This is a genomic window from Bradyrhizobium betae, from assembly GCF_008932115.1.
In the GTDB taxonomy this organism is placed as follows: domain Bacteria; phylum Pseudomonadota; class Alphaproteobacteria; order Rhizobiales; family Xanthobacteraceae; genus Bradyrhizobium; species Bradyrhizobium betae.
In genome coordinates this window covers 2,240,877-2,264,920 of record NZ_CP044543.1, presented here as the reverse complement: position 1 = coordinate 2,264,920, position 24,044 = coordinate 2,240,877, and the positions used below count along the sequence as shown (strand labels likewise).

The following is a 24,044-nucleotide window of genomic DNA, read 5'->3' as shown; positions in this document are numbered from 1 at the left end:
GCCCGGCCATGACGGTTGGCCTACTTCGCCGTCTCGACCCCGGCGTCCTTGATCACCTTGGTCCATTTCGCGGTCTCATCCGCGATGAACTTCCGGAAATGCTCTGGCTCGTCACCGACAAGCGTCGCGCCCTGGGCGGCGAGCTTTTCCTTCACGCCGGGATCCGCCATCGCCCTCGTCGCAAGACCATGCAGCGCCGCGATGATCTCCTTCGGCGTGCCCTTCGGCGCAACCATGCCGTACCAGTTCTCGATGCGCAGGTCAGGAAAGCCCGCTTCCGCCGTCGTCGGCACATCAGGCGCGGTCGGCGAGCGCTCGGCCGAGCCGACCGCGATCGGCCGCAGGGCGCCTGCCTTGACCTGCGGCAGCAGCACCGGCAGGTCCAGGAACGTCATCTGCACCTGCTGGCCCAGCAAATCGTTCACCGCCGGCGCGGCGCCGCGATAGGGCACGTGCACGATGTCGATCTTGGCCGTCAGCTTGAACAATTCACCGGCCAGATGCGGCAGGCTGCCGGGGCCGGAGGAGGCGAAGTTGAGTTTTCCGGGCTGCGCCTTGGCCAGCGCGATCAGTTCGCCGATGTCCTTGGCCGGCACGTTGGTGGCGACGACGAGCATTTCCGGCACGGTCGCAACCAGCGTCACCGGGGTGAGATCGTTCAGCGTGTCGTAGGCGACCTTCTCCATGCTCGGGCTGATCGCAAGCGCGCCCGCGCTCGATATCGCGATGGTGTAGCCGTCAGGCTGGCTCTTGGCGACCGCGTCGGTGCCGAGCACGCCGCCCTGGCCGCCGCGATTGTCGATCAGCACCGGCTGGCCCGACAGCTCCGACATGCGCTGGCCGATCACGCGGGCGATGATGTCGTTGGGGCCGCCGGCCGGGAACGGCACGATCAGCTTGATCGGCTTGGTGGGGAAATTCTGCGCGGACGCCAGCGTCGGCAGCAGCAGGACCATAAGGAGGAGCGTGCGGCTGATCTTCATGCGGGCTCCTGCAGGCTTCTTGACGGCCTATTGGTTGAGCAGCTTCAGTGCTTCTTCGTGAACCCGGGCGTCACCGGCGGCGATGATGCGGCCGCCGCCTTGCGCCGGCTTGCCTTCCCAGGTGGTGACGACACCGCCGGCGCCGGTCACGATCGGGATCAGGGCCGCGATGTCGTAGGGCTTCAGCTCGGTCTCGACCACGAGGTCGACGTGGCCGGCCGCCAGCATGCAATAGGAGTAGCAATCGCCGCCATACCGCGACAGCCGCGCGTTCTTCTCGATTCGGCCGAAAATGGCGCGGTCGCGCTCGTTCATCAGCAACGGGCTGGTGGTGTAGGTCGTCGCTTCCGAGAGCGAAGCGCAGCGGCGGACCTGGAGCCGGCGCTCGCCGGAGGGGCCTTTGTAAGTGGCCGAGCCGTTGTCGCCGGAGAAGCGTTCGCCAATGAAGGGCTGATGCATCATGCCGTAGACCGGCGTGCCCTTGTGCAGCAATGCGATCAGCGTGCCCCAGATCGGAAAGCCGCCGATGAAGGATTTCGTGCCGTCGATGGGATCAAGCACCCAGACATAGTCGGAATCCTCGCGCTCGTTGCCGAATTCCTCGCCGACGATGCCGTGCTGGGGGAAGCTGGCCTTGATCAGCCGCCGCATCACCGCCTCGGCGGCGCGGTCGGCCTCCGTCACGGGATCGAAATCCTTGGTCTTGCTCTTGTCGTCGATCGACAGCGAGGTGCGGAAGAACGGCAGGATGGTTTCGCCGGAGGCGGTCGCGAGCCGTCCGATGAAGGCGGAGAAGTCGATCACCGTCACGGCGTATCCTCAAAACGAAAGTTGGGTGAAGCTCGCTCCTGCCTAGCTTAAATCGCCTCTCGCGTGCAGCGCTGTCTTGATTTGCACCCTGGTATTTTGGATGCCGAAGTCGGCTGCCTCGTCACTGTCACATGGTGGCCAAATATCGATCATTGAGTTGAAAACTTAGTTCCGAACATGCCTTGTTCGTATGCAAATGACTATCAACCCATTGAATTTCCTTATCAAAGAAACTGAATCTGGGTTTCTGTATAAGCAATTGAGCCATGTGCGTTTTGCATGGGAAATGGCTCGAAAGCCCTTGCACTTTGTGCGTCGCGGCCGCATATTGTTGCGGTGCGGTAGCGCTCTGCGTTACCGCTGCCCTCCTTGGGCGTTTCCTCCCTAGACTTGGGCCGCTTCTTCATCAGAAGCGGCCCTTTTTTCTTATGGACTCCATCTTCACTTCAACTGCGCGAAAACGCGAAGCGAAGATTTGGCGGTCGATATGCTTGCAGCTGTGCCTGGTTGACCCGCGACGTGATCGCGCGGCGACGGCTTGCGCCTATTCTGCCGCGGCCTGGAACGGGCCGAGGTCGCCGAACGGGATCGTGGTCGCCAGCACGTCGGCGAGCACGCCGAAGTCGGAGGCAACCTGGCCGAAGCGCGGACCGCGCTCGCGCCGCCGCTCGTCCATGTAGATCCCGCGGTTGAGCTCGAGCTGCACGGCGTGCAGGCCGCTCGCGGGATTGCCGTAATGCTCGGTGATGAAGCCGCCGGCATAGGGCTTGTTGCGGCCGATCGAATAGCCGAGCCCGCCCATGGTCTCCTCGACCCTGTCGGCAAGCAGCGGCGTGCAGCTCGTGCCGTAGCGATCACCGATCACGATGTCGGGCCGGCGCGGCTCGTCGCGGGAAACGCCGACCGAGGGCATCGAGTGGCAGTCCACCAGCACCGCGGTGCCGAACATCTGGTGCACCTTGTTGATCAGCCGGCGCAGCGCGCGATGGTAGGGCTTGTAGAGCGTCTCGATCCGCGCCAGCGCATCGTCGACCACGATGCGGTCGCGGTAGATCTCCTGGCCGTCGCCGACCACGCGCGGAATGGTGCCAAGCCCGCCCGCGACCCGCATCGAGCGCGTATTGGCAAAGCTCGGCAGGCGGCCGGTGAACATGCGGGGATCGAGCTCGTAGGGCTCGCGATTGACGTCGACATAGGAGCGCGGAAAGTTGACCCGCACGGTCGGAAAGCCGCGATCGCTGAGATGGCCGATCAGCTCGTCCATGAAGGAGTCTTCCGAGCGCCGCAGCGTCACCAGATCGATCCGCGATGCGCTGAGGAATTCGTCCGGATAGGTCGAGCCGGAATGGGGCGAGTTGAAGATGACCGGCGCGCGCCATTGCGCGGGCTCCACGATCTCGAAGGCTGGCGACATGTCGCCGTCAAACCGGGTCATCTTCTCAGGCTTCGTCCCTTGTTCCAGGCTTGGTCCCTTGCGCCGCAGGATCCGCAAAGAGGCCCGGATCGAATGATTCGGCCGATCAAGCGGCTCTTATGTGTCGTCATTGTCCGGAATCGCAACCATTCTGCCAAGCGAAAAGATGTGATCGGCATTGGAACATGTCTTAACCGTGCGGGCAGCGAGGCGGGGACTGCACCGGGCGCCGCGATTGATTCGTGCCGAGATCAGGTTCACAAGGGGGCGCGCCGATCGGGCCAGGGTAAAGATTTTCACCCGAAATTTACCCTCTGTCGGGCTTAGTGAACTCTGCTGCCTTGTAATTGTCTTGGGGATTCGACGTTCCAGCCATGCCAAAGATCCTGCTCGCCGAAGACGACAACGACATGCGACGTTTCCTGGTCAAGGCGCTGGAAAACGCCGGTTTTCAGGTTTCGTCCCATGACAACGGCATGGCCGCCTATCAACGGCTCCGCGAAGAGCCGTTCGAGATGCTGCTCACCGATATCGTGATGCCCGAGATGGATGGTATCGAGCTCGCTCGCCGGGCTTCGGAACTCGATCCGGACATCAAGATCATGTTCATCACCGGCTTCGCCGCGGTCGCCCTGAACTCGGATTCGGACGCCCCCAAGAACGCCAAGGTGCTGTCCAAGCCCGTGCATCTGCGCGAATTGGTCAGCGAAGTGAACAAGATGCTGGCGGCCTAAATCGGCCCCCTTCGGTCCTTGCACCGGCTCCCCTGAGCCGTTATAGGGACCCGACCCGAACGCAAGTGGACTTTTAGGGCGCGTAGCTCAGCGGGAGAGCACTACCTTGACATGGTAGGGGTCACAGGTTCGATCCCTGTCGCGCCCACCACGCTTCGGCTTCGCGTGGCACAGCCTGAAAAAATGCCGCGAAGTGTGTCCGGCGTAGCTCGAAGAGCGTAGACGGACTTTAGAATCTTGCTCCAAAGGACGCAGGCGGGCTTGCAGCCGCGAGCTTCGGCTCGGCAAGCCCCTCCCTTCCGCGAGCCAGGCGTTTGACGCCTGGCACCCGGTCAGCCCCCAAGCTGTTCGCCTACCCCTGCAGGGCGGTTTGCATCAATTCACGTAATCCGAATCGTCCTTTTTTGCCCTTCGAAGGTCTCCAGCGCGGATTTTGCGAGAGGTAGGATTGGCTGTCGTGGACCAGCAGGCCGACGATCGTTTCGGCCACGATACGCCCACCAACCGGCCCTAGCTTGCGTGTCTTCACGCTCTTGGTTCCCTTCGTCGTCTCGATCGGGACCATGACCTCGACGGTCTCCGCGAGCACGTAAGTCCACAGCGGGCAGTTCTCCTTGAACGCCGGGTCGATCGTGTCGATCGATCCCTTGATGTCCTCCGGCTTGCCCGTGAATTTCCCGATCAGGATGTCCTTGTCCCTCATCGGCGCAAGCCCCATCGACTCGGCGATGACCTGTCCTGAAGGCAGCCGCATGCGCCAGCCGCGCAGCAGGTTGCGAGACGCCAGAATCGAGGGGTCGAAGCCGATCTCGTGCGGCAAGTGGCCGAGCGGATTCACCAGCGAGGTGTCGATCTTGTAGGCGAGCTGGGTCCGCGTCGTATTCGCCGCGTCGCGCGGCTCGAGGTCCATGAACAGATTCCAGTCGATCGCCCAGTTCGACGGAAACTTGCGGAAGCCCGTCAGCGCCTTGTTCGGGTTGGTTTCGAAGATCGCAAGCGGAGGAATCGTCTCGGACAGTCGGTAACCCGGCCGCACCATCGAATGGCCGAACCGGTAGGCGGCCGCCGAGAATTCCAGCGGCATGAAGGTTTCGTTCCTGGGCTTGTAGAATTTGAGATTCGGCTCGAACAGACCGGCTCCCATCGACGTCGGCAGAATGTCGTGCAGCACGTCGGCGGAGACGATCGCCGGCAGGAAATCGTGCAGGACGGCCCATTGGTAGTGGAAGCGGACCTCGCGCTGGACGTCCGCGAAGGAAGCTCCCGGCGAATCCGCGGCCAGCTTGTTGTGGAAGCGATGCATCAGGCCCTGGAATTGCGAGATGATCACGTTCTCATCGTTGCGGGGGTCGCCGATGATCGCGCGCTCGCGCGCGTTGGTCGTCTTCGGCTGGCTGCGGGGAAGGTCCCTGGCGCGCGGGTTGGCGGCCGCTCCGGTCAGGTCCAAGCCAAGTATGAAGGATCTCCCGTCTTCGTACAGATAGGGCTGATCGTCGGGGCCGCGACCGTAGACGTTGTCGAGGTCGAATTTCGGCGTGCGATAGTCCTGCAGCGCGTCCGGATCGTTCTGGCGTTGCAGGCTGCTGGCGGGATCGAACGTGAGGTCATGGTCGATGAACTGGCCGAAATAAGTATAGGCCGCGGGAAGCCCGCTTTCCTCGTCGTCCTCGCCGTCCTTGATGGGATCCGGGTCCGCAATCATGGCCTGGCCCAGCTTGGTCAGCGCGGCGACCGACGCCGCGTCATCGGCGCCAAAATCCGCAGGCGGCAGAGCCCGGAACATGCGTCCGAATGGCCCCTCGAACAGAAGCGAGCTGCGGGAAAGCGTCGATCCGCGTACGCCGACGCCGTGGGGACGCACTTGACGTGTGCTCATGAAAATTCTCCTTGAAAATGGACCGGAAAAACACCGAAATATCCGCCCCATGCCGGCATCACACGTCGTTCACGCGCGGCGATCCGCGCGTGTTGGCGTGTGAGCATCGAGCGGTCTCACGTCGCTGGTCTTGCCGGCATGCTGCACGCAGCAGCGTGAATCGATCGTGATTTTCAGCTTGCGGTCCGGGCGTATATCCGCATCGCGCCATGGCGCGGCCAACGCGCCGGCGCGATGCGGGCGGGTCAAGGCGAAGGAATTCGCACGAGTCAGCCGAACCTGGTCATCGTTCCGAGCAGCAGGTCCTTCAGTCCGGTCGGATAGAGGCTCGGTCCGCCGTCCACGTCGAGATCGGCGAGGTCGAACCAGCGGGCGGTGATCTGCTCGCCGTTGTCCTCGCGAAAATCGATGCGGTCCTGGGCGCTGAAAGCGCGCTGCGGAAATGCGACCTCCGCGATGAACATGATTTCGTGCCCGGTCGATCCCTCGTGCACGAAGATGTTCTCCATCGTCAACGGCTCGCCTTCGATGGTGATGTCGATGCCGAGCTCTTCGTTGAACTCCCGCGCGAGCGCAGTCCGCCAGCTCTCGCCGAACTCGATCTCGCCGCCGAGCGGACGCGCGCCCTTGAGGCGACCCGCATCGTCGCGCACTTCGGCCGCGAGCAGACGCCCGTCCCGCCAGTGCAGGCCGAGCGCGACGACTCTGATGTGGGGATGAGGGCGCCATGTGGTCATGGAGCACCGATATTCCGTGTCGCCCTTGCGCGCAACGGTGACCGCCCTCATCGACCGGCGGCGTGACCATGCCATTGCAGCGCTGGCGCCGAGATATCCGGCAAGCCCAGGAGATTGATCGCGCGGCAGGCGATCTGGTCGACGATCTCGGCCAGCGACTGCGGGTTCAGGTAGAAGGCCGGCAGCGGCGGCGCGATGATCGCGCCGATCTCGGTGGCCTGGACCATCGCGCGGAGATGCCCGAGATGCAGCGGGCTCTCGCGGACCAGCAGCACCAGACGCCGCCGTTCCTTGAGCTGCACGTCGGCGGCCCGTACCAGCAGATTGTCCAGCTGCCCGAAGGCAATGGCCGACAGCGTGCGGATCGAGCACGGCGCCACGATCATGCCGCCGACCGGAAACGAGCCGCTGGCGATGCTGGCGCCGATGTCGGACGCCGCGTGGTCGCGAAAGGCGAGCCTGCGCAGCCGGGGCAGTGCCTCGGCGCCGACCTCCTCGGTCAGCGTGCGCTCGGCCGCCGGTGAGACCACCAGATGCACCGCGCAGTGCGGATTCTCCGCCAGCCGCTCGACGATCCGCACGCCGATGGCCGCGCCCGAAGCTCCGCTGATGCCGACGATCACGCCATGCCGCACGCTCATGCGGGCTCGCTTATATGCGCTCCGCCGAGGCCGAGCGCAGGCCATAGCCCATCAACCCTGGCGATCACGGCGGGATCCATCGCCATCGGCTCGCCCCACGCCCGCTCCGTCTCCGGCGGAATTTTTGTCGTGGCGTCGATGCCGAGCTTGCCGCCAAGGCCGGATTTCGGCGAGGCGAAGTCGAGATAGTCGATCGGCGTGTCCGGGATCGTGACGAGATCGCGCGAGCTGTCGCTCCGCGTCGCCACCGCCCACATCACCTCGCGCCAGTCGCGAATGTCGATATCGTCGTCGACCACGATCAGGAGCTTGGTGTAGCTGAATTGCGGCAGCATCGACCACAGTCCCAGCATCAGCCGCCGCGCCTGGCCGGGATAGCGCTTCTTGATCGATGCGATCGCGATCCTGTAGGAGCACGTCTCCGGCGGCAGCCAGCAGTCGGTGACCTCAGGGAATTGCTGCCGGATCAGCGGCACGAACAATCGGTTCAGGGCCTCGCCGATCCGGGACGGCTCGTCCGGCGCCCGTCCGGTGAAGGTCGACAGATAGATCGGCTGCTGGCGCGACGTGATCGCGGTGACCCGCAGCACCGGAAATTGCTCGACCGAATTGTAGTAGCCGGTGTGATCCCCATAGGGCCCCTCGGCCGCCGTTTCGGTGGCCGAGACGAAACCTTCGATGACGATCTCGGCTCTGGCCGGGACTTCGAGCGGAACGGTGAGGCAGCGCGTCAGCTCAGGGCGCTCGCCGCGCAGGATGCCGGCGAAGCGCAGCTCGGAGATCGCCTCGGGCAGCGGCAGCACGGCGGCGAGAATGGTCGCGGGGTCGGCGCCGATGACGATCGCAACCGGCATGTCGCGATTGTGCGCCTTCCATTGCTGATGATGCCGGGCGCCGCCGCGATGGGCGAGCCAGCGGATGATGGCGCGGTCGCGGCCGAGGATCTGCATGCGATAGATGCCGACATTCTCCTCCTGGTCCACGGTCCGCGATTCCGGCGGCGCGGTGATGACCAGCGGCCAGGTGATCAACGGCGCGGGCTCGCCCGGCCAGCAGATCTGCGCCGGCAGTTTCGCCAGATCGATGTCGTCGCCCATCGCGACGCGATCCTGCACCGGCGCCGCGGCGCAAGACCGCGGCCGGGTCGCAAGCGCGGCGCGGGCCAGCGGCAGCTTGCGCCATGCGTCCCGAACGCCATGCGGAGGCCGCGGCGCGCGCAACTCGGCGAGCATCGCGCCGAGCTCGTCGAGCCGGTCGGGCGTGATGCCCATGCCCCACGCGATCCGTTCCACCGTGCCGAACAGGTTCGTCAGCAGCGGCATGTCGGATGGAAGGCCGTCGGCCCTGACCGGCCGTTCGAACAATAATGCCGGGCCGTTCTCGGCAATGACGCGGCGGTGGATTTCGGTGATCTCGTGGACCACGGAGACCGGTTCGCGAATCCGTCGCAACTGTCCCTTGCCTTCGAGGAAGCGCACGAAGTCGGTCAGATCGCGAAAGCGCGGAACGTCACGTTGCAAGCGGGCAGCCTCCCGAAAAAGCGGAAGCTAGCCGGCGCGATTTCGGTCTTCCTTGTTCCCGCTCAAATACATTCGCGTGCAATCGGTTCAGATGACGCGATGACTCATCCGTCCGTTTCGTCCGGTCCATTGCCGGTCATTCCGCCGCTCCTCGCGCTCGCGATCCGCCCCTTGCCGCTGCTGCCGCTGCAACTCGTTCTCAGCGGCTTCCTCGCGCGCATCCTCCGGCGCCATCCCGGCCTGCTCGACAGGCTGGGGGATCATCGCCGCGCGCGGTTCGGGATCAGGCCGCTCGATCTGCCGTTCGGCTTCATCGTCGAGGCCGCCCCGCCGCGACTTCAGGTGGTGCGCGAGCTGCCGCAAGGCCTCGATGCCTATGTCTCCGCCTCGCTCGCGAATCTGCTGGCGCTGGTCGAGGGCCGGGTGGACGGCGACGCGCTGATGTTCTCGCGTCAGCTCGGAATCGAAGGCGACATGGAGGCGGTGCTCGCCTTGCGCAACGCGATCGACGATGCCGGGCTCGATCTCGCCGCGGAGCTGGCGTCCCTGTTCGGTCCGCTGGGCGAGCCGGCCAGGCGCTCGTTCGACATCGCGCGCGACAGGCTGACCGGCGCGTCCCGGGAGTCCAGGTGATGGAGCTGATCTGTCCGGCCGGGACGCCGGCCGCGCTGCGGAGCGCCATCGAGGCCGGCGCCGACGCCGTTTATTGCGGCTTCAACGACGAGACCAACGCGCGCAATTTCCCGGGGCTGAATTTCAGCCGTGATGAGCTGCGCAAGGGGATTGCCTTCGCCCATGGCCGCGGCGCGCGCATCCTCGTTGCCATCAACACCTTTCCGCGCGCCGCCTCCGTGGCGCTCTGGCAGCGCGCGGTGGACGATGCCGTCGACGCCGGTGCCGATGCGCTGATCGTCGCCGACATCGGCCTGATGGACTATGTCGCAAGCCGCCATCCGCGCCAGCGCCTGCATGTCTCGGTGCAGGCCGCGGCGGCAAATCCCGATGCCATCGCGTTCTATGTCGAGACCTTCGGGGCGCGCCGCGTCGTGCTGCCGCGCGTGCTCAGCGTTTCGGAGATCGCCGAAATCACCCGCGAGACGGCCTGCGAGACCGAAGTGTTCGTGTTCGGCGGCCTTTGCGTCATGGCCGAAGGGCGCTGCTCGCTGTCGTCCTATGCCACCGGGAAGTCGCCCAACATGCAGGGCGTCTGCTCGCCCGCGAGCCACGTGGCCTATGAGGAGACCGCCAAGGGAACGACGTCGCGGCTCGGCGGCTTCACCATCAACCGCTTTGCTCCGCAGGAAGCCGCGGGCTATCCGACCCTGTGCAAGGGCCGCTTCTCCACCGCGCATGGCGACGGCTATATCTTCGAGGATCCCGTCAGCCTCGATGCCACGACGCTGCTCGGCGGACTGCGCAGCGCCGGCGTCGCCGCGCTGAAGATCGAGGGGCGCCAGCGCGGACGGGCCTATATCGAGAGCGTGGTCCGCCACTTCCGCCAAGCGCTCGATACGCTGGAGGATGGGAGCGAAGCCGATATCGTGAGCCTGAAGCCGTTCACCGAAGGCCAGGCCTCCACGCTCGGTGCCTATCGCAAGACGTGGCGATGAAGGATTTGGCGATGACCATGATCGGCTCGCCACCCATGAAGGAAATCCCGATGCAACTCAGTCTCGGCCCGGTCCTCTACAATTGGACGCCGGAACGCTGGCGCGATTTCTACTTCCGGATCGCCGACGAGGCGCCGGTCGATGTCGTGTCCGTCGGCGAGATCGTGTGCTCGAAACGGTCCCCCTTCTTCGCGGAGCATCTGCCTGACGTGATCGAACGCCTGCAGCGGGCCGGCAAGCAGGTTTTGCTGGGCTCGCTGATCCTGGTGTCGCTGCGGCGCGAGCGGCGTCAGACCGAGGAAATGTGCACAGGTGACGACGCGCTGGTCGAGGTGAACGATCTGACCTGCCTCCGGTCGATCAAGGGCCGGCCGCACGCGATCGGGCCCTACGTCAACATCTACAACGAGACCAGCGCAGCTTTTCACGTCAGGCAAGGCGCCGCGCGCATCTGCCTGCCGCCCGAGCTGCCGATCTCCTCAGTGGCCGTGATCGCCGCGGCGCTCCCCCAGACCGTGATCGAGATATTTGCCTTCGGCCGGGTGCCGCTGGCGATCTCCGCGCGCTGCTACCACGCGCGGCTGCACAGGCTCTCCAAGGACAATTGCCGCTTCGTCTGCGAGAAGGACCCCGATGGCCTCGCGCTGAAGACACTGGACCAGCAGGATTTCCTGACCATCAACGGCGTCCAGACCCTGTCGCACGCCTGCACCAATCTCGTCGGCGACATCGCCGCACTGCGCGAGGCCGGTGTCGGCTCGCTGCGCCTGTCGCCGCAGGATTGCGACATGGTCGAGGTCGCAAAGACCTTTCGCGACGTGCTCGACGGGCGCAGGCCGGCCGACGAGGCGGGCGACCGCCTGTCCGGGCTCTATCCCGGTGTCGCCTTTGCCAACGGCTTCCTGCGCGCCCAGCCCGGCTTTTCCTTCGCGCGAGCCTAGGGCGTGTACTCATAATGGCTGGATGGGAAGTCTGCTTCCGGGAGCACAGCAGACCAATTGTGCTCAACGTGAGTTCTTCGGATTTTGACCCAAAGCGGATCACCCGCATTTACAATGCATTTAAAACTCAAACGCTCGCTGTCACACGGAGTATTTTTTCTTTATACGCGCAATATCGTCAACCGACTCGACCCATTCTTCACTGAAGCCACAAGAGGCGCAAAGATATCGCGTTACCTTGGCGGCACTAAATATAGTCCCTCCAACGAGGATGTTGTTTCCGGCGCCAAAGGCACGAGCTTCGCCAGGAATGCGAATAATCTCGTTGCTTTGACACTTTGGGCAACTCTTGGAATTCTGCATCTTGTTCCTTTGTCCCGGCGCGCGACCGGCTCGTTGATCTTGCAGCAAGCCGTAGTGCGGCCGGATAGTCGCGTGTCGCTAGACCAGCCCCCCTCGGTTTGAATCGAGGGGGTCTTGAGTACCGAGGTGAGCGCCGCTCGTCCTCGAAGAGATCAGTAATCTGGATAGCCAAATGCTCTGTTGCAGGCGCGACGACCGCTGTTGTACCTGATTTCGTAGCCTGCCCTGCCGCCCCCATGGTCGCGAATCAATTCGGCGCGATAGGTCACAGTCTTGAGGCAGGCCACATAAGGCTTGTTGCTCATCCAATCGTAGGGTCCTGCGATTGCGGAAGATACCAATCCGGGCATCGCAGAGAGCGATACGGTCGCAGTCACCGCGATGAACGCTATGCGTGAAAGGTTCATTTTCGTGATCCCAAATCAGGCTGCACTATCGCTTGCCTGTGCCGACCACCGTGGATGCTTTTGGAGATCTCGTATGTGATGCGTGTCACGTTGGCAGGCCTGCCTACATATTTCGTCGCATGACGTTCGATGACGAACAATATCGTTCAGTATCCTAGAGGAGATTGCGTACCGCTTCTTCCGCTTGTGGCCCGTAACGGACCTCCCGGCATGTCTGCTTCTGGGCCGCTACTGGGGCACAAGCGGACATTAAGCGCCGGCCCACTTTCTCGATTTACGAGTACACGCCCTAGCTCGCCAGGGATCAATTGAACAGATACCTCTTCACTGTCGCTTCGTCCCACGCGATCCCGTTGCCGGGCTCTTCGCTCGGCAGTGCAAAGCCGTCCTTGATCGTCAAACGCGTCGAAAGCACCGCATCGGCCCAGTCGACATATTCCAGCCAGTGCCCGGTTGGGGTCACGCAGAGCAGGTGCGCGCTGACCTCCGAGAACAGATGCGTCGACATCTCGATGCCGGCGGCGTGCGCGAGCGAGGCGGCGCGGAGCCAGCCGGTGACGCCGCCGATGCGCTGAACGTCCGGCATCACGTAGTCGCAGGCCTCGGCGGCGAGTGCGATCTGCATGGAAAAGGTGCTGTCGAAATTCTCGCCGATCTGGAGCGGCGTGCCCAGCGCGTCAGCGATGCGCGCGCAGCCCTCATAGTCGTCGTGGCGGATCGGCTCCTCGATCCAGGTCAGGCCCTCGTCGTCGAGCATCTCGCCGCGGCGGATCGCCTCGGTCACCGTCAGCGCCTGGTTGTAGTCGCACATCAGCGTCACACGATCGCCGACGGCCTTGCGCACCGCGCGCACGACGGCGAGGTCCTCACGCGCATCGGGCCGTCCGACCCGGATTTTTGCCGCCTGAAAGCCTTCGGCCAGCAGCTTGTGCGCTTCCTCGACCGCGGCGCCCGCCGGCATGATGCCAAGCCCCTTCGAATTGTAGGCCTTGACCGGTTTTGGCGCGCCGCCGAGCAGGCGGGCGAGCGGCAGCCCCTTGCTGCGCGCCAGCGCATCCCATGCCGCCATGTCGATGCCGGACTGCGCCAGCCGTTGTAACCCGGCGAGTCCGAGCAGCGTGAAGCGCTGGGTCAGCTTGCGCTCGATCTCGAACGGCAGCAGCTCGTCGCCGGCCAGCAGCTCCGACATCTCCGTGACCATCGCCGTCAGCGGCTTCAAGGCCGACGGCGTGATCGAGAACAGATAGGCATGCCCCACGGCGCCCTGATCGGTCTCGCAATCGATCAGGACCAGCGGCGCCCTGGCCACAGCTCCGGTTGAGGTCTGGAGCGGCAAATTCATCGGCACGATCACGGGACGCGCGACAAAGCGTCTGATGCGGATGGTCTCGGTCATCTGGAGGGTCTCCCGGCGGAGTGAATGCAGGTCTATGCGGATCTTAAACATTCGTCATGAAACGAAAAGGTGCATTCCGGCGACCACCATAAAAGGGGGTTGCGCGGGCGCGCGTTTCTTGGCTCTGTGCCGCCGCATGTTGTGCCGCAAATCCCCGGACTTTGCGACAAAAACGCACAGGACGGAGCCACAGAGTGAAACAAGGGATTGCCGAAGAACAGCGCAAGAGCGGCCTGCTCACCGGAGCCGTGATCGCTTTCCTCCTGCTCGCTCTGCCGCTCGCGGTGTGGCTGGACCTGACCGAGCTCAGCAAGACGGCGCTGCGCCGGCAGGCGGTCGATCTCAATTCCGTCATCACCAGCGTGCGCAGCTACTACGCGTCCAACGTGGTCGGCCGCGTGCTCGCGAACCCTGATGGCACGACAAAGGTCGTCCATAATTACGAGTCCATCCCCGGCGCGATCCCGATTCCGGCGACGCTGTCGCTCGAGCTCGGGCGGGTGATCGGCGCGCAGCAGGAAAACATCACCTACCGCTTCGTCTCGGACTTCCCGTTCCAGAACCGCGCCCCGCACCAGCTCGACAAGTTCGAGAAGGACGCGCTCGACGCGCTCCGCAAGGACCCCGAGCAGAAGATCGTCGAGACCGAGACCTCGCTGTTCAACGACAAGGTCCGCCTGGTCGCGCCCGTCACGATGGGCCCGGCCTGCGTCAGCTGCCACAACAGCCACCCCGAAAGCCCGAAGAAAGACTGGAAGGTCGGCGACATCAGGGGCATCCAGGAGGTGATCATCGCGCAGCCGATCGCCGCCAACATCTTCTCCTTCAAGTTCCTGCTGGCCTATTTCCTGATCGCCGCCGGCAGCGGCCTGTCGTTCCTCTCGCTGCAGCGCCGCCAGGCCAGCCGCATCAAGGGCATGAACAAGGAGCTGGAATCCGCCAACGACTTCCTGGCCTCGCTCTCGATGAAGATCTCGCGCTACATCCCGCCGCAGGTCTACAAGAGCATCTTTAGCGGCCAGAAGGACGTCACCATCCACACCGAGCGCAAGAAGCTCACCATCTTCTTCTCCGACATCCAGAACTTCACCGCGACCGCCGAGCGGCTTCAGCCTGAATTGTTGACCCAGCTCCTGAACGAATATTTCACGGAGATGTCGGCGATCGCCCATGACTATGGCGGCACCATCGACAAGTTCATCGGCGACGCCATGCTGATCTTCTTCGGCGATCCCGAGACCAGGGGCGACCGCGCCGATGCGCAGGCCTGCCTCCAGATGGCCTGGCGCATGCAGCACCGTCTCATCGAGCTCAATGCGAAGTGGCGCGCCTCCGGCATCGAACTGCCGTTCAAGGCCCGCATCGGCATCAATTCCGGCTATTGCAATGTCGGCAATTTCGGCAGCAGCGACCGCATGGATTATACGATCATCGGCGCGGAAGCGAACCTCGCCGCACGCCTGCAATCGATCGCCGAGCCCGGCGGCATCGTGCTGAGCTACGAGACCTTTGCGCTGGTCAGCGACATCGTCCGCGCCCACGCGCTGCCCGCGATCACGATGAAAGGCATCAGCCGTGAGGTGATTCCGTATTCGGTGGATGCGCTGAACGATGCCGCGGCGGAGCGCAGCGGTGTCATCACCGAGCGCGCGCCGGGGCTCGAGCTCTACCTCGATCCGGCCGTGGTGAAGTCAGGCGATGCCGCACGGGTGCGCTCGCTGCTGGAAAGCGCGCTGGCTGCGCTGAAGCCGGCGTGAGGGGCGTTGTCTCTTCCCATTGAGAGCGAGCGGTGTTGCACCTCCGCCTGCCATGATGCAGCTTGTTGCGCCAAAGCCTCCACGCCGTCATGGCCGGGATTGTCCGGGCCATCCACGTCTTGTCATGCGCTACGAAGAACGTGGATGCCCGGGACAAGCCCGGGCATGACGAGTTACCGACAGATGCACAAATTCAGCCGCGCCCCCTACGGCAGCCCCCGCGCCTCCAGCTGCTTCACCAGCAGCAGCGTCGGCTCGGCGAGACTGTCGCCGGAACCGTCCAGCCCGAATGCTCCGGCGATGCCGCCGCGGCTGCGCAGCAGCGCGGCGCGCGGGCAGTGGCCGGCGCCGCAGAGCGTCTTCTTCAAGGTCTCGCCCTGTGCCACGACACCGGCGGCATCGTCCGACGCCCAGGCCAGCACGATCGGCACGTCGACGTTGAGAATGCCGGGAAACACCGAGCGCTTGTCATACTGGCTGGCATCGGTGCCGAGATAGGCTTTCACGCTGTCGCTGGCGTCCTTGCCGGCGCGATAGAAGCCGGACACCAGCACCACGCCTGCGACGTCGGCGCGGTCGGTCTGGAACTCGGGATGCGCGAGCAGGGTGGCGACATGGAAGGCGCCGGCGCCATAACCCACCGCGACGATCTCGCGGGCATCGCCGTTGAACAGGTCGATATTGCCGTGAACCCAGGACAGCGCCGCCGCGACGTCGCTCGCCCCGGTGGGCCAGGTCGCCGACGGCGCCAGCCGATAGTTGACGCGCACCCCGATCATGTCGTTGCGCGCGGCAAAGCACATGGCCTGGTCCTGGATCTCGCGCGAAAGGTCCGGCGCGGTGCGGTCGCCGGTGAAGGTGTCGCCGGCCACGAACAGCAGCACCGGCCGCGGCGTGTCCGCCTTGGTCGCGCTGGCGGCGACGTCGAGCACATTGGCTTCGCTCTCGCCGTAGCGCAGGCCGCGCGAGAAGGTGACCTGCTCGCACAGCCGCGCGGTGCCGCCGGCGGTGGTGTCGGAATCGGTAAGGCCTGTCAGGACGAGACCGGAGGGTGCGGTCAGCCGTGCCGGGACCGGACCGTGAGCGGAGGCCGCCGTAACGGTCAGAACGAGTAAGAAGACGAGATAGCGTTTCATCATGCTGGTGCCGGCCCTGTCACCAATATCGATCGGCGCTTTCGGCCTGTCTTGTCAAATCGCCTCTTTATTGATCGGGCGTGAGGCGATTTCACGGCACCCGGACTGGCCCCGCAACCCCATCGTGCTGGAGCCCGCGCGGCGCGCCATGGCCTCCAGCATCAGCCGGCCGGGTGCGGACCGGTGCCCTGGCGGTGCGGATATCGCCGGGCCGTCGATCTCTTCACGTCTGCCGATGATGAACACCGTAGCCTTACGGACGCTCGTCCGCGGCAACGGCTTTGACGGCAACGGTATCTCGGAATGGGAAACGCGCACCTCATCACGGTCGCGTTGCCCGTTTTCGATAGGGTTATTATCCCGGCGTTAGAAAAGCGATCTAGATACCGCCAAGCATCACAGCCGGCTTAACGCGCGTGTCAGAATCCGGCCAGAGTGTCGTGGATCGGTCAAATACACTGATAACTCGACTCGGCTACTAGCGGGCTCGCCGGCCGGATATCTCGCCGCGGGAGCACAGCATGTCTAACGTCATCCAATTTTGCTCGAAGCGAAGCGACGCCGACGCGTCGGGCGAGCGCCGCGATTTGTCCACCGAGATCAAGTCTGCGGCGTTGCGCGCCAGCGCGCGTGATGCGCTCGGCCTGCTGGCCCGTCAGTTTGAACTTGCCATCGAGCATGCACGCGCCATTGAGCCGCGAATTCACGATCCGAGGAAGCGTCAGGAGTTTTCCGATCAGGTCGAATTCACCCAGCGACTGCTGGATGTCGCCCACCTCAAGATCCTGCTGCTTTAGCAGCATCACTCCACTCGATTTTGCCCACGACCTCCATCGCCGGAAAGATGAACCATGCGTACCAATCTGCCTGTCACCGCCACCGAGTACCCCCTTGCGGACGAGACGATGATCGTCTCGAAGACCGATCTCAAGGGCAAGCTGACCTATTTCAACGACCAGTTCGTCGAAGCTTCGGGTTTCACCGAGCAGGAGCTGGCCGGACAGCCCCACAACATCGTGCGGCATCCGGACATGCCGCCGGAAGCCTTCGCCAATCTCTGGGAGACATTGAAAGCCGGCAAGCCGTGGGCGGGCGCCGTCAAGAACCGCCGCAAGAACGGCGATTTCTACTGGGTGCTGGCGAGTGCGACGCCGATCTGGGAGGGCGGGCGGGTGGTCGGCTACATGTCGATCCGGACCAAATTGCCGGCGGACCAGCGCGAAGAAGCGGAACGCGTCTATGCGGCGATGCGTGACAAGAAGGCCAGTGCCTACAAGATCGAAGCCGGTATCATCCGCAAACGTTCGCTGTTCGACGTGCTTTCCCCGTTCACGCGATCCCTGAAGGCGCGGCTGACCACGATGGTCGGCGTCCTCTCAATCGCCATGCTGGTCATTGGCACCGTAGGTCTCGTCGGGATGAGGGAGGTCAATCAGCGTACCAAGTCGATCTACGAGGACCGATCGGTTCCGCTGGCCCAGCTCTTCGAGATCAACGACCGCATGAAGGACAATTCGCTCATCATGCTGCGTGCGGCCATCGAGGGCCGCAACGGTCCGGAGCTTTCCAGCGTTCAAGGCGCCATCTCCGCCAACGTCGAGAGGATCGCCAAGCTGTGGTCGGACTATTTGGCCACATATCTTACGCCGGAGGAGAAATCGGTCGCGGATTCATTCGTGCCGAAGCGGATCGAGTATGTCGAGCGCGGTCTCAAGCCGGCCCTGGGGATGCTGGCGGATCGCAGATATGACGAACTGAATGCTCATTTGACCGGCAAGCTTGCCGAGCTGTTCAAGGCTGCCAAGACTGACATGGACCGGCTGGTCGCGATCCAGGTCGACGAAGCGAAGGTCGAGTACGATGCGGCGGAACGGTCGTTCCTGACCGCAAACGTGGCTGCGATTGCCGTACTGTCTCTGGGGCTTCTCTTCGCCATCCTGCTTTCCGTGGCCACGGTCCGCGCGATCACCAGACCCCTGGCACATTTGAACGACGTTCTGTCGCGGATCGGGCAAGGACTGTTCAACAGTCGCGTCAATGTCGAGCGTGATGACGAAGCGGGGGTGGCGTTGCGCGGTCTTCAGGCGCTTCAGGCCAAGCTCGGCTTCGATCGCGAGGCGCAGCGAGACCTCGAGCAGCGCACGGCCGCCCAGCGCCGGATCGACATGCACAGACTGGCCGGGGAGTTCGAAGCTGCCGTGGGCGACATCATCGAGACGGTTGCCTCCGCCGCGACCGAGCTCGAGGCGGCGGCAGCGACGCTGACCAACACTGCGGAGTCGACGCAGCAGCTTTCGATCGCTGTCGCGGCAGCATCCGAGGAGGCGTCGACCAACGTCCAGTCCGTCGCGTCCGCGACCGAGGAGATGTCCTCATCGGTGACGGAAATCAGCCATCGGGTGCAGGATTCCGCCAGGATGGCGGCCGAGGCCGTCAGTCAGGCCCGGCAGACCAACGACCGCGTCAGCGAATTGTCGCACGCCGCCACCCGGATCGGCGATGTCGTCGAACTGATCAACAATATCGCCGGGCAAACCAATCTCCTGGCACTGAACGCGACCATCGAAGCGGCGCGCGCAGGTGAAGCCGGCCGCGGCTTTGCCGTGGTGGCCGCAGAGGTCAAGGCGCTGGCCGAACAGACCGCCAAGGCCACCGGCGAGATCAGCCAGCAAATTGGCGGTATCCAGATGGCAACGAAGGAATCCGTGACGGCGATCGAGGCGATCGGCGGAACGATCGGCAGTCTATCCGAGATATCGGCGGCTGTTGCCGCAGCCGTCGAAGAACAGGGCGCCGCGACCCAGGAGATTTCGCGCAACGTGCAGCAGGCCGCGAAAGGTACGCAGGACGTGTCCTCGAATATCACCAACGTGCAGCGGGGCGCTTCGGAAACAGGGTCGGCGTCTTCACAGGTGCTGTCCTCGGCCCAGTCGTTGTCGATCGAGAGCAACCGGCTGAAAGCGGAGGTCGACAAGTTCCTGGTGACCGTGCGCGCGGCCTGATCGCGCCTGCCGGACGACGGTCCGGCCGCAGCGAACCGACGCCGCCGCGACCGCTACCGTGATGACTGCGCGCGCTTCAGCGTTTCGGACGGAAGCTCGCCATGGAGCCGCAGATAGTCCGAGGCGAAACGCCCGATGTTCTGGAAGCCGCAACGAAGGGCGACGCCCGTCACGCTAGTCGTTGCCACCGGAGATCGCAGCAGCTCGGCGGCCCGCTGCAGCCGCACCCGTTTCGCGAATTGGGCGGGAGATCCCTTGCCGGCCCGTGCGAACTCGCGAAACACGGTGCGAACACTGACGTTCGCGACGCCAGCGATCTCCTCCAGATCGATCGGTCGGTTCCAATTGGCCTCGATGAAGGCCTCGACCCTGTCGACGACGCCGCGCCCGGCGCCGCGCGGTTCACGTCTGAGCAGATCCGAGAAGTTGTGCTCGTGGGCCAGCAGAAATCTGACGACGAGATCGCGCTCGAGCTCGGCCTTGGCAAGCGGAGAATATTGATCGGCAAACGCTTCCAGCTCCTCGGCGAGATGGAAGACCTGGCGCCGCAGGAACGACATGCTGGACGGGTTCGGATCGCATTCGGCCAATTCCAGCCGCTTGTCACTTGCGTCGCCGGCGAGGGCCTTGATGATGCGTTCGAGCGCCGGCGTGTCGATCCGCAGGACCAGCTGCCGATAGTCCTCGCCGAACTCCAGTCGCAGCTTGGAGTCTCCGGAGACGACGGGTGTCCAGGCACCGATTGAAACGCTTCCGTGCGAGGTGGTGAAGTTCGCCCTGCCGTGAATGGAGAAGAACTGCCGCACGAAGCCCGCTTCGGGATATGTCACCGAGACCGGGCAATCATATGAGCAGAAGCCCAGACCGACGGCCGTCAGCTTGGCGTAATTGGCCCGGATTCCGAAGCTGCCATGTCCCTTGTCGAAGCCATCCGCGCCATAGACGCTGAACAGACGGTCGCGCGCGAGCTCACTGTCGTGCGAATGCACGGCCTCATACTTATCCAGATAAATGATGTCACCCGAACCCGGCAAACGAAGCACCCGAAACTACGAACGCAAATTACGCATCCATCGCGACAGTGCCACCAATCTCGAATTGCATTGTCTGACCGTCGCGTCGCTGCGTTGGATGTGTTCAGCAAACTGGCTGGGAAATCCGTTCGGATCGCGCGCTTCGAATGCATATCGGAAATCGGCAAATGGCAATGTGTGGACGTGATCTGGCCGATTCTGGACTGCGGTGAACGCCTGGCGCACTGATTTTGATTCCGCGCGGCCGGCATTCGTCTACACGTGGAGTGCCCGGGATTTCAGCGCCGAGTCCGCACTGGCGGTGTCGCCTGGCGATCACATTCCGCCAGCGCGGCGCTGTTGCTTCCGCCGCAAGCCCGGTTGCCCTCGGTCAATTCCCCGGCTGGAACGTGCAGTCCGCCCCGCTGCCGTCCTTCCGCCTGATCGCGTTGGGGTCGATCGTGCAGCTCAGCTTGGTCAGGCTCTCGAAATTCGATCCCGCCGCGCCGTCAGGCGGGACGCCGGCCAGTGCTTCGGTCGCGAAGATCTCGTTGGCTGTCGAGCCGTTCACGGTCCTGGTCTTCTTGCCGAAGGTCACTTCGCAGTTGCGCACCGTGATGTCGACATTGCCGCTGCGGCAGACGATCCTGTCGGCGGTCACCACGATCGGTTTCTTGTAGGGAATGTCGGCATTGGCGGCGAACAGGATCGCCACAGCTTTCTTCTCGGCGCCCGTCAGGCTCGGCGACAGCGGCGCGATCACGCCCGCCAGCGCCAGCGCCGTCGAGCCCGAGGCCTTTGCGGGTGTGGCGCCCGAGGCGGCGGCGGCGCCGGAGGCTGTGGTGGCGACAAGGGCACAGGCGAGGATCAGTCGGGCGGACGTCATTTTGCCTCCATGGAGCTGCGAGCTCAGGCCTTTGTCTTCCGCTTGGCGGCCTTCTCGGTGGTCTCTTTGGCCGCCTTTTGCGCCGCGAGACAGGCCTCGATTGCGCGGGGCAGTCTAGCACGCAACCGGATTCGGAACGCAAGCCGCGAGCCGCGCGGTCATTGCGTCGAGCGGCCATTTTGCACCGGCAGCTCAAACATTTGCGCGGCGTGACCCTGCCTCGGCAGCGACGAGGCTTTCTACTGTGCATGGGGTTGTTTTCGCAGTTTAGTTTGATCGCATGTCCGTGATGGAACCTTTTGCCGGCTGAAGCGACTTATCCATGACACGGGGAAACACGTGCGAGGCAGTCATGGCACAGAAGCATACCGCCGATCCCACCGAGATCATGCGGGCGACCGGTCATCCTGAGCTGGAATACGCCGCCGGCTGGACCATCGCCGGCCTGGTCACCATCGGCACCATCGTCGCCGCCTGGGTGTTTGCGATCTAGGCAGCCGGAAGCTGCAGCTCGAAGGCCGCGCCCTCGTCGGTCGGCTTGAGCCTGATCGAGCCGCCATGGCTCGCCATCACCGCGCGCGCGATCGCAAGCCCCATCCCGGTGCCGCCCTCGTCGCGGCGGGTGGTGAAGAAGGCATCGAAGATCCGGTCGCGGTTCGCCGCCGAGATTGTCTCGCCATCGTTGCTCACCGTCAGCAGCAAGGTCGTCCGCTCGTCCACCGCCTCCAACCTGATCGACCGCGCCTTGTGCCGCACCGCGTTGTCGGCGAGATGCGACAGCACGATCAGCGCCTTCTCGCCGGACATGCCGATCATCCGGTCGAAATTGCCGCTGGCCTCGATGGAGCTTTCCGGAAACCGGCTCCTGAGGTCGGCGATGACGGGTGCAAGCTCGGTGCGCTCGTTCTGCGGCAGGCTCTCGGCGCGCGCCAGCTCGCGCAGCCGCTGCGCCATCGCCTCCAGCCGCTGCGTGTCCGACAGGATGTTGGCGATGAAGGTCTTCTGCTCGGCCGGTGTCAGGCTCTCCGGCTTGCCTTGATAGGAATCCTGCAGCAGCTCGGCCGCGCCCCTGATCGAGGTCAGCGGCGATTTCAATTCGTGGGTGAGGTGGGCCGAGAACGTCGCGATATAGTCGGAGCGCCGCGCCAGTTGCTCGGCCATGCCGAGGAAGCTGTGCGACAGCTGGGCGAACTCGCGCGTGCCGTAATGCCGGAGCGGCCGGAAGGCCTCGCGGTCGCCGCGGCCGATCCGCGCGGCGCGATCGATCAGCTCGCGCATCGGCAGCGTGATGGTGCGGGAGAACACCAGGCCAATCGCGATCGTGCCGAGGATGACGGCAAGCCCGGCCAGCACGAACTTCGCCCGCTCCTGGTAGAGATGGTCGAAGATGTTGCTCGGCGTCCGCGTCGTGTAGATCACCCCCGCAACGCGGTTGTTGACGATGACGGGCATCGCCGAGAACACGGGGACGCCGAGGCCGCGGCTGAAGGAATAGATCGGCGGCGGCGGCTTGTCCGGCACGCGGTTGCGCAAGGTGGCGCGGTATTGCCCTTGCAGCGCGTCCGCGACCTCCTCGATATGGGCGAGCGACTGCCCGAGCTCCTGGCGCCCGGCGATCACCACGCCCTGCGGATCGAGGATCCGAAAGCCGGCCAGCGTCACCTTCTGGGTCTCGCGGATGATCGGCGTCAGCTTTGCGCCGATCTCGACATAGGCCGGTTGTGCCGGCTGGCGGGCGGCCAGCGCATCGGGACGACGTCGCAGCAGATCGTTGGCGGTGAGGTCGAGCGCGGGCCGGATCGGCGTGACCTGGTCGCCGGGGTCAGGCAGCACGTTCGGCGGCACCTCGGCGCCGAGCGTCAGGCCGTTGTCGAGCCTTGCGGTGACCTCCTGCGCATAGATCGTCGCGAGCACCCGGCTCTGCGCGATCAGCTCGGCCTGGGTCTGGCGGATCAGCTGGTTGTCGTAGAGGCGGAAGAAGAACAGCCCGACCAGCGGCAGCACGCCGACGGTGGTCAGCACCGCGAAGATGACCAGCCCGAGCGATGGCCGCCATTTGTCGGGCGCCGCGCTCATGCCTCTTTCTCGCAACGGCCGAGCTTGAAGCCGACGCCGTGGATGGTTTCGATCACGTTCTCGCAATTCAGCGCGGCAAGCTTGGCGCGGATGTTGCGGATGTGGCTGTCGATGGTGCGATCGGAGACCTGGATATTGAGCTGATAGGCCGCCCGCATCAGCTGCTCGCGGTTGAACACCGAGGTCGGCCGGGTCAGAAATGCGCGCAAAATGCCGAACTCGATCGCGGTCAGCTTCAGCGGCGCGCCTGCGAAGGTCGCGACATGCTGCTCGGGATCGATCAGCAGCCCGCCCTGCGCAAGTGCCGCCGGTCCTGCCTTGGCCTCGCCGTTGCGCGGGCCGAGGCGGCGCAGGATGACATTGACCCGCGCCACCAGTTCGCGCGGGCTGAACGGCTTGGTCACATAGTCGTCGCCGCCGATCTCGAGACCGAGGATGCGAGCTTCTCGCGGTCGTAGGACACCGTGCCGTCGGGCAGTGTCTTGGAAGCGTAGGAGAGCAGGCGATCGTAGCAATTCCAGGACAGGCCGTTCACGGTCTGGTTGGAGCCGACGCCCTGCATGTCCAGCGAGTTCGGCCCCAGTTCCTGCACCACCAGCAGCGTCTCAGCGCGCCCCTGCGCAGAGGCAAAGCGCGGCGCGACCGCGGTCATCCCGGCGACGCCGAGGCCACCGAGCACGACGCTGCGACGGGTCATATCGGAAGATGATGCGCTCATCGCTGTCTCCTCGTGAGAAATTCG

At 64.3% G+C, this 24,044-nt stretch carries 22 protein-coding genes, 1 tRNA gene and 2 pseudogenes; 10 read left to right on the top strand and 15 right to left on the bottom strand.

Translation table 11 applies throughout. The features are described from left to right. Nucleotides 1-20 precede the first annotated feature (20 nt). The 3 genes from F8237_RS10835 to F8237_RS10825 all read right to left on the bottom strand — a co-directional run bounded on the left by F8237_RS10835 (nucleotide 21) and on the right by F8237_RS10825 (nucleotide 3,228). A complete protein-coding gene (locus tag F8237_RS10835) occupies nucleotides 21-983 on the bottom strand; it encodes a Bug family tripartite tricarboxylate transporter substrate binding protein (RefSeq protein WP_151644486.1) in 963 nt (320 codons plus the stop codon). A 27-nt stretch (nucleotides 984-1,010) separates the two neighbouring features. Then, nucleotides 1,011-1,793, bottom strand: a complete 783-nt coding sequence (gene hisN, locus F8237_RS10830) for a histidinol-phosphatase (protein WP_015688747.1) — start codon at nucleotides 1,791-1,793, stop codon at nucleotides 1,011-1,013. A gap of 544 nt (nucleotides 1,794-2,337) precedes the next feature. After that, entirely contained in the window at nucleotides 2,338-3,228 is an 891-nt protein-coding gene (locus tag F8237_RS10825; protein WP_151644484.1) for an N-formylglutamate amidohydrolase, read from the bottom strand. A gap of 353 nt (nucleotides 3,229-3,581) precedes the next feature. Between F8237_RS10825 and cpdR the strand changes: the two genes are divergently transcribed. Both cpdR and F8237_RS10810 read left to right on the top strand, forming a co-directional pair. Continuing rightward, entirely contained in the window at nucleotides 3,582-3,941 is a 360-nt protein-coding gene (gene cpdR / locus F8237_RS10815; RefSeq protein WP_007597092.1) for a cell cycle two-component system response regulator CpdR, read from the top strand. Between the two features lie 76 nt (nucleotides 3,942-4,017). Next, nucleotides 4,018-4,092, top strand: a tRNA-Val gene (locus F8237_RS10810). 201 nt (nucleotides 4,093-4,293) lie between these two features. Here the strand turns inward: F8237_RS10810 and F8237_RS10805 are convergent. From F8237_RS10805 to F8237_RS10790, 4 genes are all read right to left on the bottom strand, one after another. Further along, nucleotides 4,294-5,817 carry a peroxidase family protein gene (locus F8237_RS10805; RefSeq protein WP_151644480.1) on the bottom strand — a complete coding sequence of 508 codons (1,524 nt, stop codon included), beginning with the start codon at nucleotides 5,815-5,817 and terminating at the stop codon, nucleotides 4,294-4,296. Nucleotides 5,818-6,086: 269 nt separating this feature from the next. Further along, nucleotides 6,087-6,554 carry an NUDIX hydrolase gene (locus F8237_RS10800; RefSeq protein ID WP_162005984.1) on the bottom strand — a complete coding sequence of 156 codons (468 nt, stop codon included), beginning with the start codon at nucleotides 6,552-6,554 and terminating at the stop codon, nucleotides 6,087-6,089. 47 nt (nucleotides 6,555-6,601) lie between these two features. Beyond that, a complete protein-coding gene (locus tag F8237_RS10795; protein ID WP_151644476.1) occupies nucleotides 6,602-7,195 on the bottom strand; it encodes a UbiX family flavin prenyltransferase in 594 nt (197 codons plus the stop codon). Continuing rightward, nucleotides 7,192-8,715, bottom strand: coding sequence for a UbiD family decarboxylase (locus F8237_RS10790; protein ID WP_151644474.1), 1,524 nt, complete (start codon nucleotides 8,713-8,715; stop codon nucleotides 7,192-7,194). Before F8237_RS10790 ends, F8237_RS10795 begins: the two co-directional genes overlap by 4 nt. A gap of 99 nt (nucleotides 8,716-8,814) precedes the next feature. Between F8237_RS10790 and ubiT the strand changes: the two genes are divergently transcribed. From ubiT to ubiV, 3 genes are read left to right on the top strand one after another with little or no spacing between them, the layout of a single operon-like run. Then, nucleotides 8,815-9,348, top strand: coding sequence for a ubiquinone anaerobic biosynthesis accessory factor UbiT (gene ubiT, locus F8237_RS10785; RefSeq protein WP_151644472.1), 534 nt, complete (start codon nucleotides 8,815-8,817; stop codon nucleotides 9,346-9,348). Next, nucleotides 9,348-10,325, top strand: a complete 978-nt coding sequence (gene ubiU, locus F8237_RS10780; protein WP_162005983.1) for a ubiquinone anaerobic biosynthesis protein UbiU — start codon at nucleotides 9,348-9,350, stop codon at nucleotides 10,323-10,325. Before ubiT ends, ubiU begins: the two co-directional genes overlap by 1 nt. Before the next feature lie 50 nt (nucleotides 10,326-10,375). Continuing rightward, a complete protein-coding gene (ubiV, locus tag F8237_RS10775; RefSeq protein WP_162006365.1) occupies nucleotides 10,376-11,266 on the top strand; it encodes a ubiquinone anaerobic biosynthesis protein UbiV in 891 nt (296 codons plus the stop codon). Nucleotides 11,267-11,781: 515 nt separating this feature from the next. Here ubiV and F8237_RS10765 read toward each other — a convergent pair. Together F8237_RS10765 and F8237_RS10760 are read right to left on the bottom strand one after the other, a co-directional pair. Then, nucleotides 11,782-12,036, bottom strand: a complete 255-nt coding sequence (locus tag F8237_RS10765; protein ID WP_151644467.1) for a hypothetical protein — start codon at nucleotides 12,034-12,036, stop codon at nucleotides 11,782-11,784. A 304-nt stretch (nucleotides 12,037-12,340) separates the two neighbouring features. Beyond that, nucleotides 12,341-13,432 (bottom strand): enolase C-terminal domain-like protein, encoded by a 1,092-nt coding sequence (locus F8237_RS10760; RefSeq protein WP_151644465.1) that lies wholly within the window; start codon nucleotides 13,430-13,432, stop codon nucleotides 12,341-12,343. A 194-nt stretch (nucleotides 13,433-13,626) separates the two neighbouring features. Between F8237_RS10760 and F8237_RS10755 the strand changes: the two genes are divergently transcribed. Next, nucleotides 13,627-15,189, top strand: a complete 1,563-nt coding sequence (locus tag F8237_RS10755; RefSeq protein ID WP_151644463.1) for an adenylate/guanylate cyclase domain-containing protein — start codon at nucleotides 13,627-13,629, stop codon at nucleotides 15,187-15,189. Between the two features lie 206 nt (nucleotides 15,190-15,395). Here the strand turns inward: F8237_RS10755 and F8237_RS10750 are convergent, their stop codons facing one another. Next, nucleotides 15,396-16,325, bottom strand: a complete 930-nt coding sequence (locus F8237_RS10750) for an alpha/beta hydrolase (RefSeq protein ID WP_151650516.1) — start codon at nucleotides 16,323-16,325, stop codon at nucleotides 15,396-15,398. Between the two features lies 1 nt (nucleotide 16,326). Here F8237_RS10750 and F8237_RS10745 point away from each other — a divergent pair, with 1 nt between their 5' ends. The 3 genes from F8237_RS10745 (at nucleotide 16,327) to F8237_RS10735 (ending at nucleotide 19,327) form a co-directional block, all read left to right on the top strand. Then, nucleotides 16,327-16,695 carry a hypothetical protein gene (locus F8237_RS10745; RefSeq protein WP_151644461.1) on the top strand — a complete coding sequence of 123 codons (369 nt, stop codon included), beginning with the start codon at nucleotides 16,327-16,329 and terminating at the stop codon, nucleotides 16,693-16,695. Between the two features lie 151 nt (nucleotides 16,696-16,846). Beyond that, on the top strand, nucleotides 16,847-17,122 hold the full coding sequence (locus F8237_RS10740; protein ID WP_151644459.1) for a hypothetical protein: 276 nt from the start codon (nucleotides 16,847-16,849) through the stop codon (nucleotides 17,120-17,122). 54 nt (nucleotides 17,123-17,176) lie between these two features. Next, the gene (locus F8237_RS10735; RefSeq protein WP_151644457.1) at nucleotides 17,177-19,327 is read left to right on the top strand and encodes a methyl-accepting chemotaxis protein; all 2,151 of its coding nucleotides are present in this window, start codon (nucleotides 17,177-17,179) and stop codon (nucleotides 19,325-19,327) included. A gap of 53 nt (nucleotides 19,328-19,380) precedes the next feature. Here F8237_RS10735 and F8237_RS10730 read toward each other — a convergent pair whose 3' ends face one another. Further along, entirely contained in the window at nucleotides 19,381-20,316 is a 936-nt protein-coding gene (locus F8237_RS10730; RefSeq protein WP_244626107.1) for a helix-turn-helix transcriptional regulator, read from the bottom strand. Nucleotides 20,317-20,731: 415 nt separating this feature from the next. After that, nucleotides 20,732-21,226: a hypothetical protein gene (locus tag F8237_RS10725; protein ID WP_151644453.1), complete on the bottom strand. Its 495-nt coding sequence runs from the start codon at nucleotides 21,224-21,226 to the stop codon at nucleotides 20,732-20,734. 352 nt (nucleotides 21,227-21,578) lie between these two features. On the opposite strand from F8237_RS10725, the gene F8237_RS36325 reads away from it, so the two are divergent. Then, nucleotides 21,579-21,719 carry a hypothetical protein gene (locus F8237_RS36325; protein ID WP_167527472.1) on the top strand — a complete coding sequence of 47 codons (141 nt, stop codon included), beginning with the start codon at nucleotides 21,579-21,581 and terminating at the stop codon, nucleotides 21,717-21,719. Here F8237_RS36325 and F8237_RS10720 read toward each other — a convergent pair. The 3 genes and pseudogenes from F8237_RS10720 to F8237_RS10710 all read right to left on the bottom strand — a co-directional run. Further along, the gene (locus F8237_RS10720; RefSeq protein ID WP_151644451.1) at nucleotides 21,716-23,302 is read right to left on the bottom strand and encodes an ATP-binding protein; all 1,587 of its coding nucleotides are present in this window, start codon (nucleotides 23,300-23,302) and stop codon (nucleotides 21,716-21,718) included. The genes F8237_RS36325 and F8237_RS10720 overlap by 4 nt on opposite strands. Next, nucleotides 23,299-23,742 (bottom strand): annotated as a pseudogene (locus tag F8237_RS10715) (winged helix-turn-helix domain-containing protein); the annotation flags it as partial. The pseudogene F8237_RS10715 and the gene F8237_RS10720, both read right to left, overlap by 4 nt. Next, nucleotides 23,721-24,020 (bottom strand): annotated as a pseudogene (locus F8237_RS10710) (ABC transporter substrate-binding protein); the annotation flags it as partial. The pseudogenes F8237_RS10715 and F8237_RS10710, both read right to left, overlap by 22 nt. Nucleotides 24,021-24,044 lie beyond the last annotated feature (24 nt).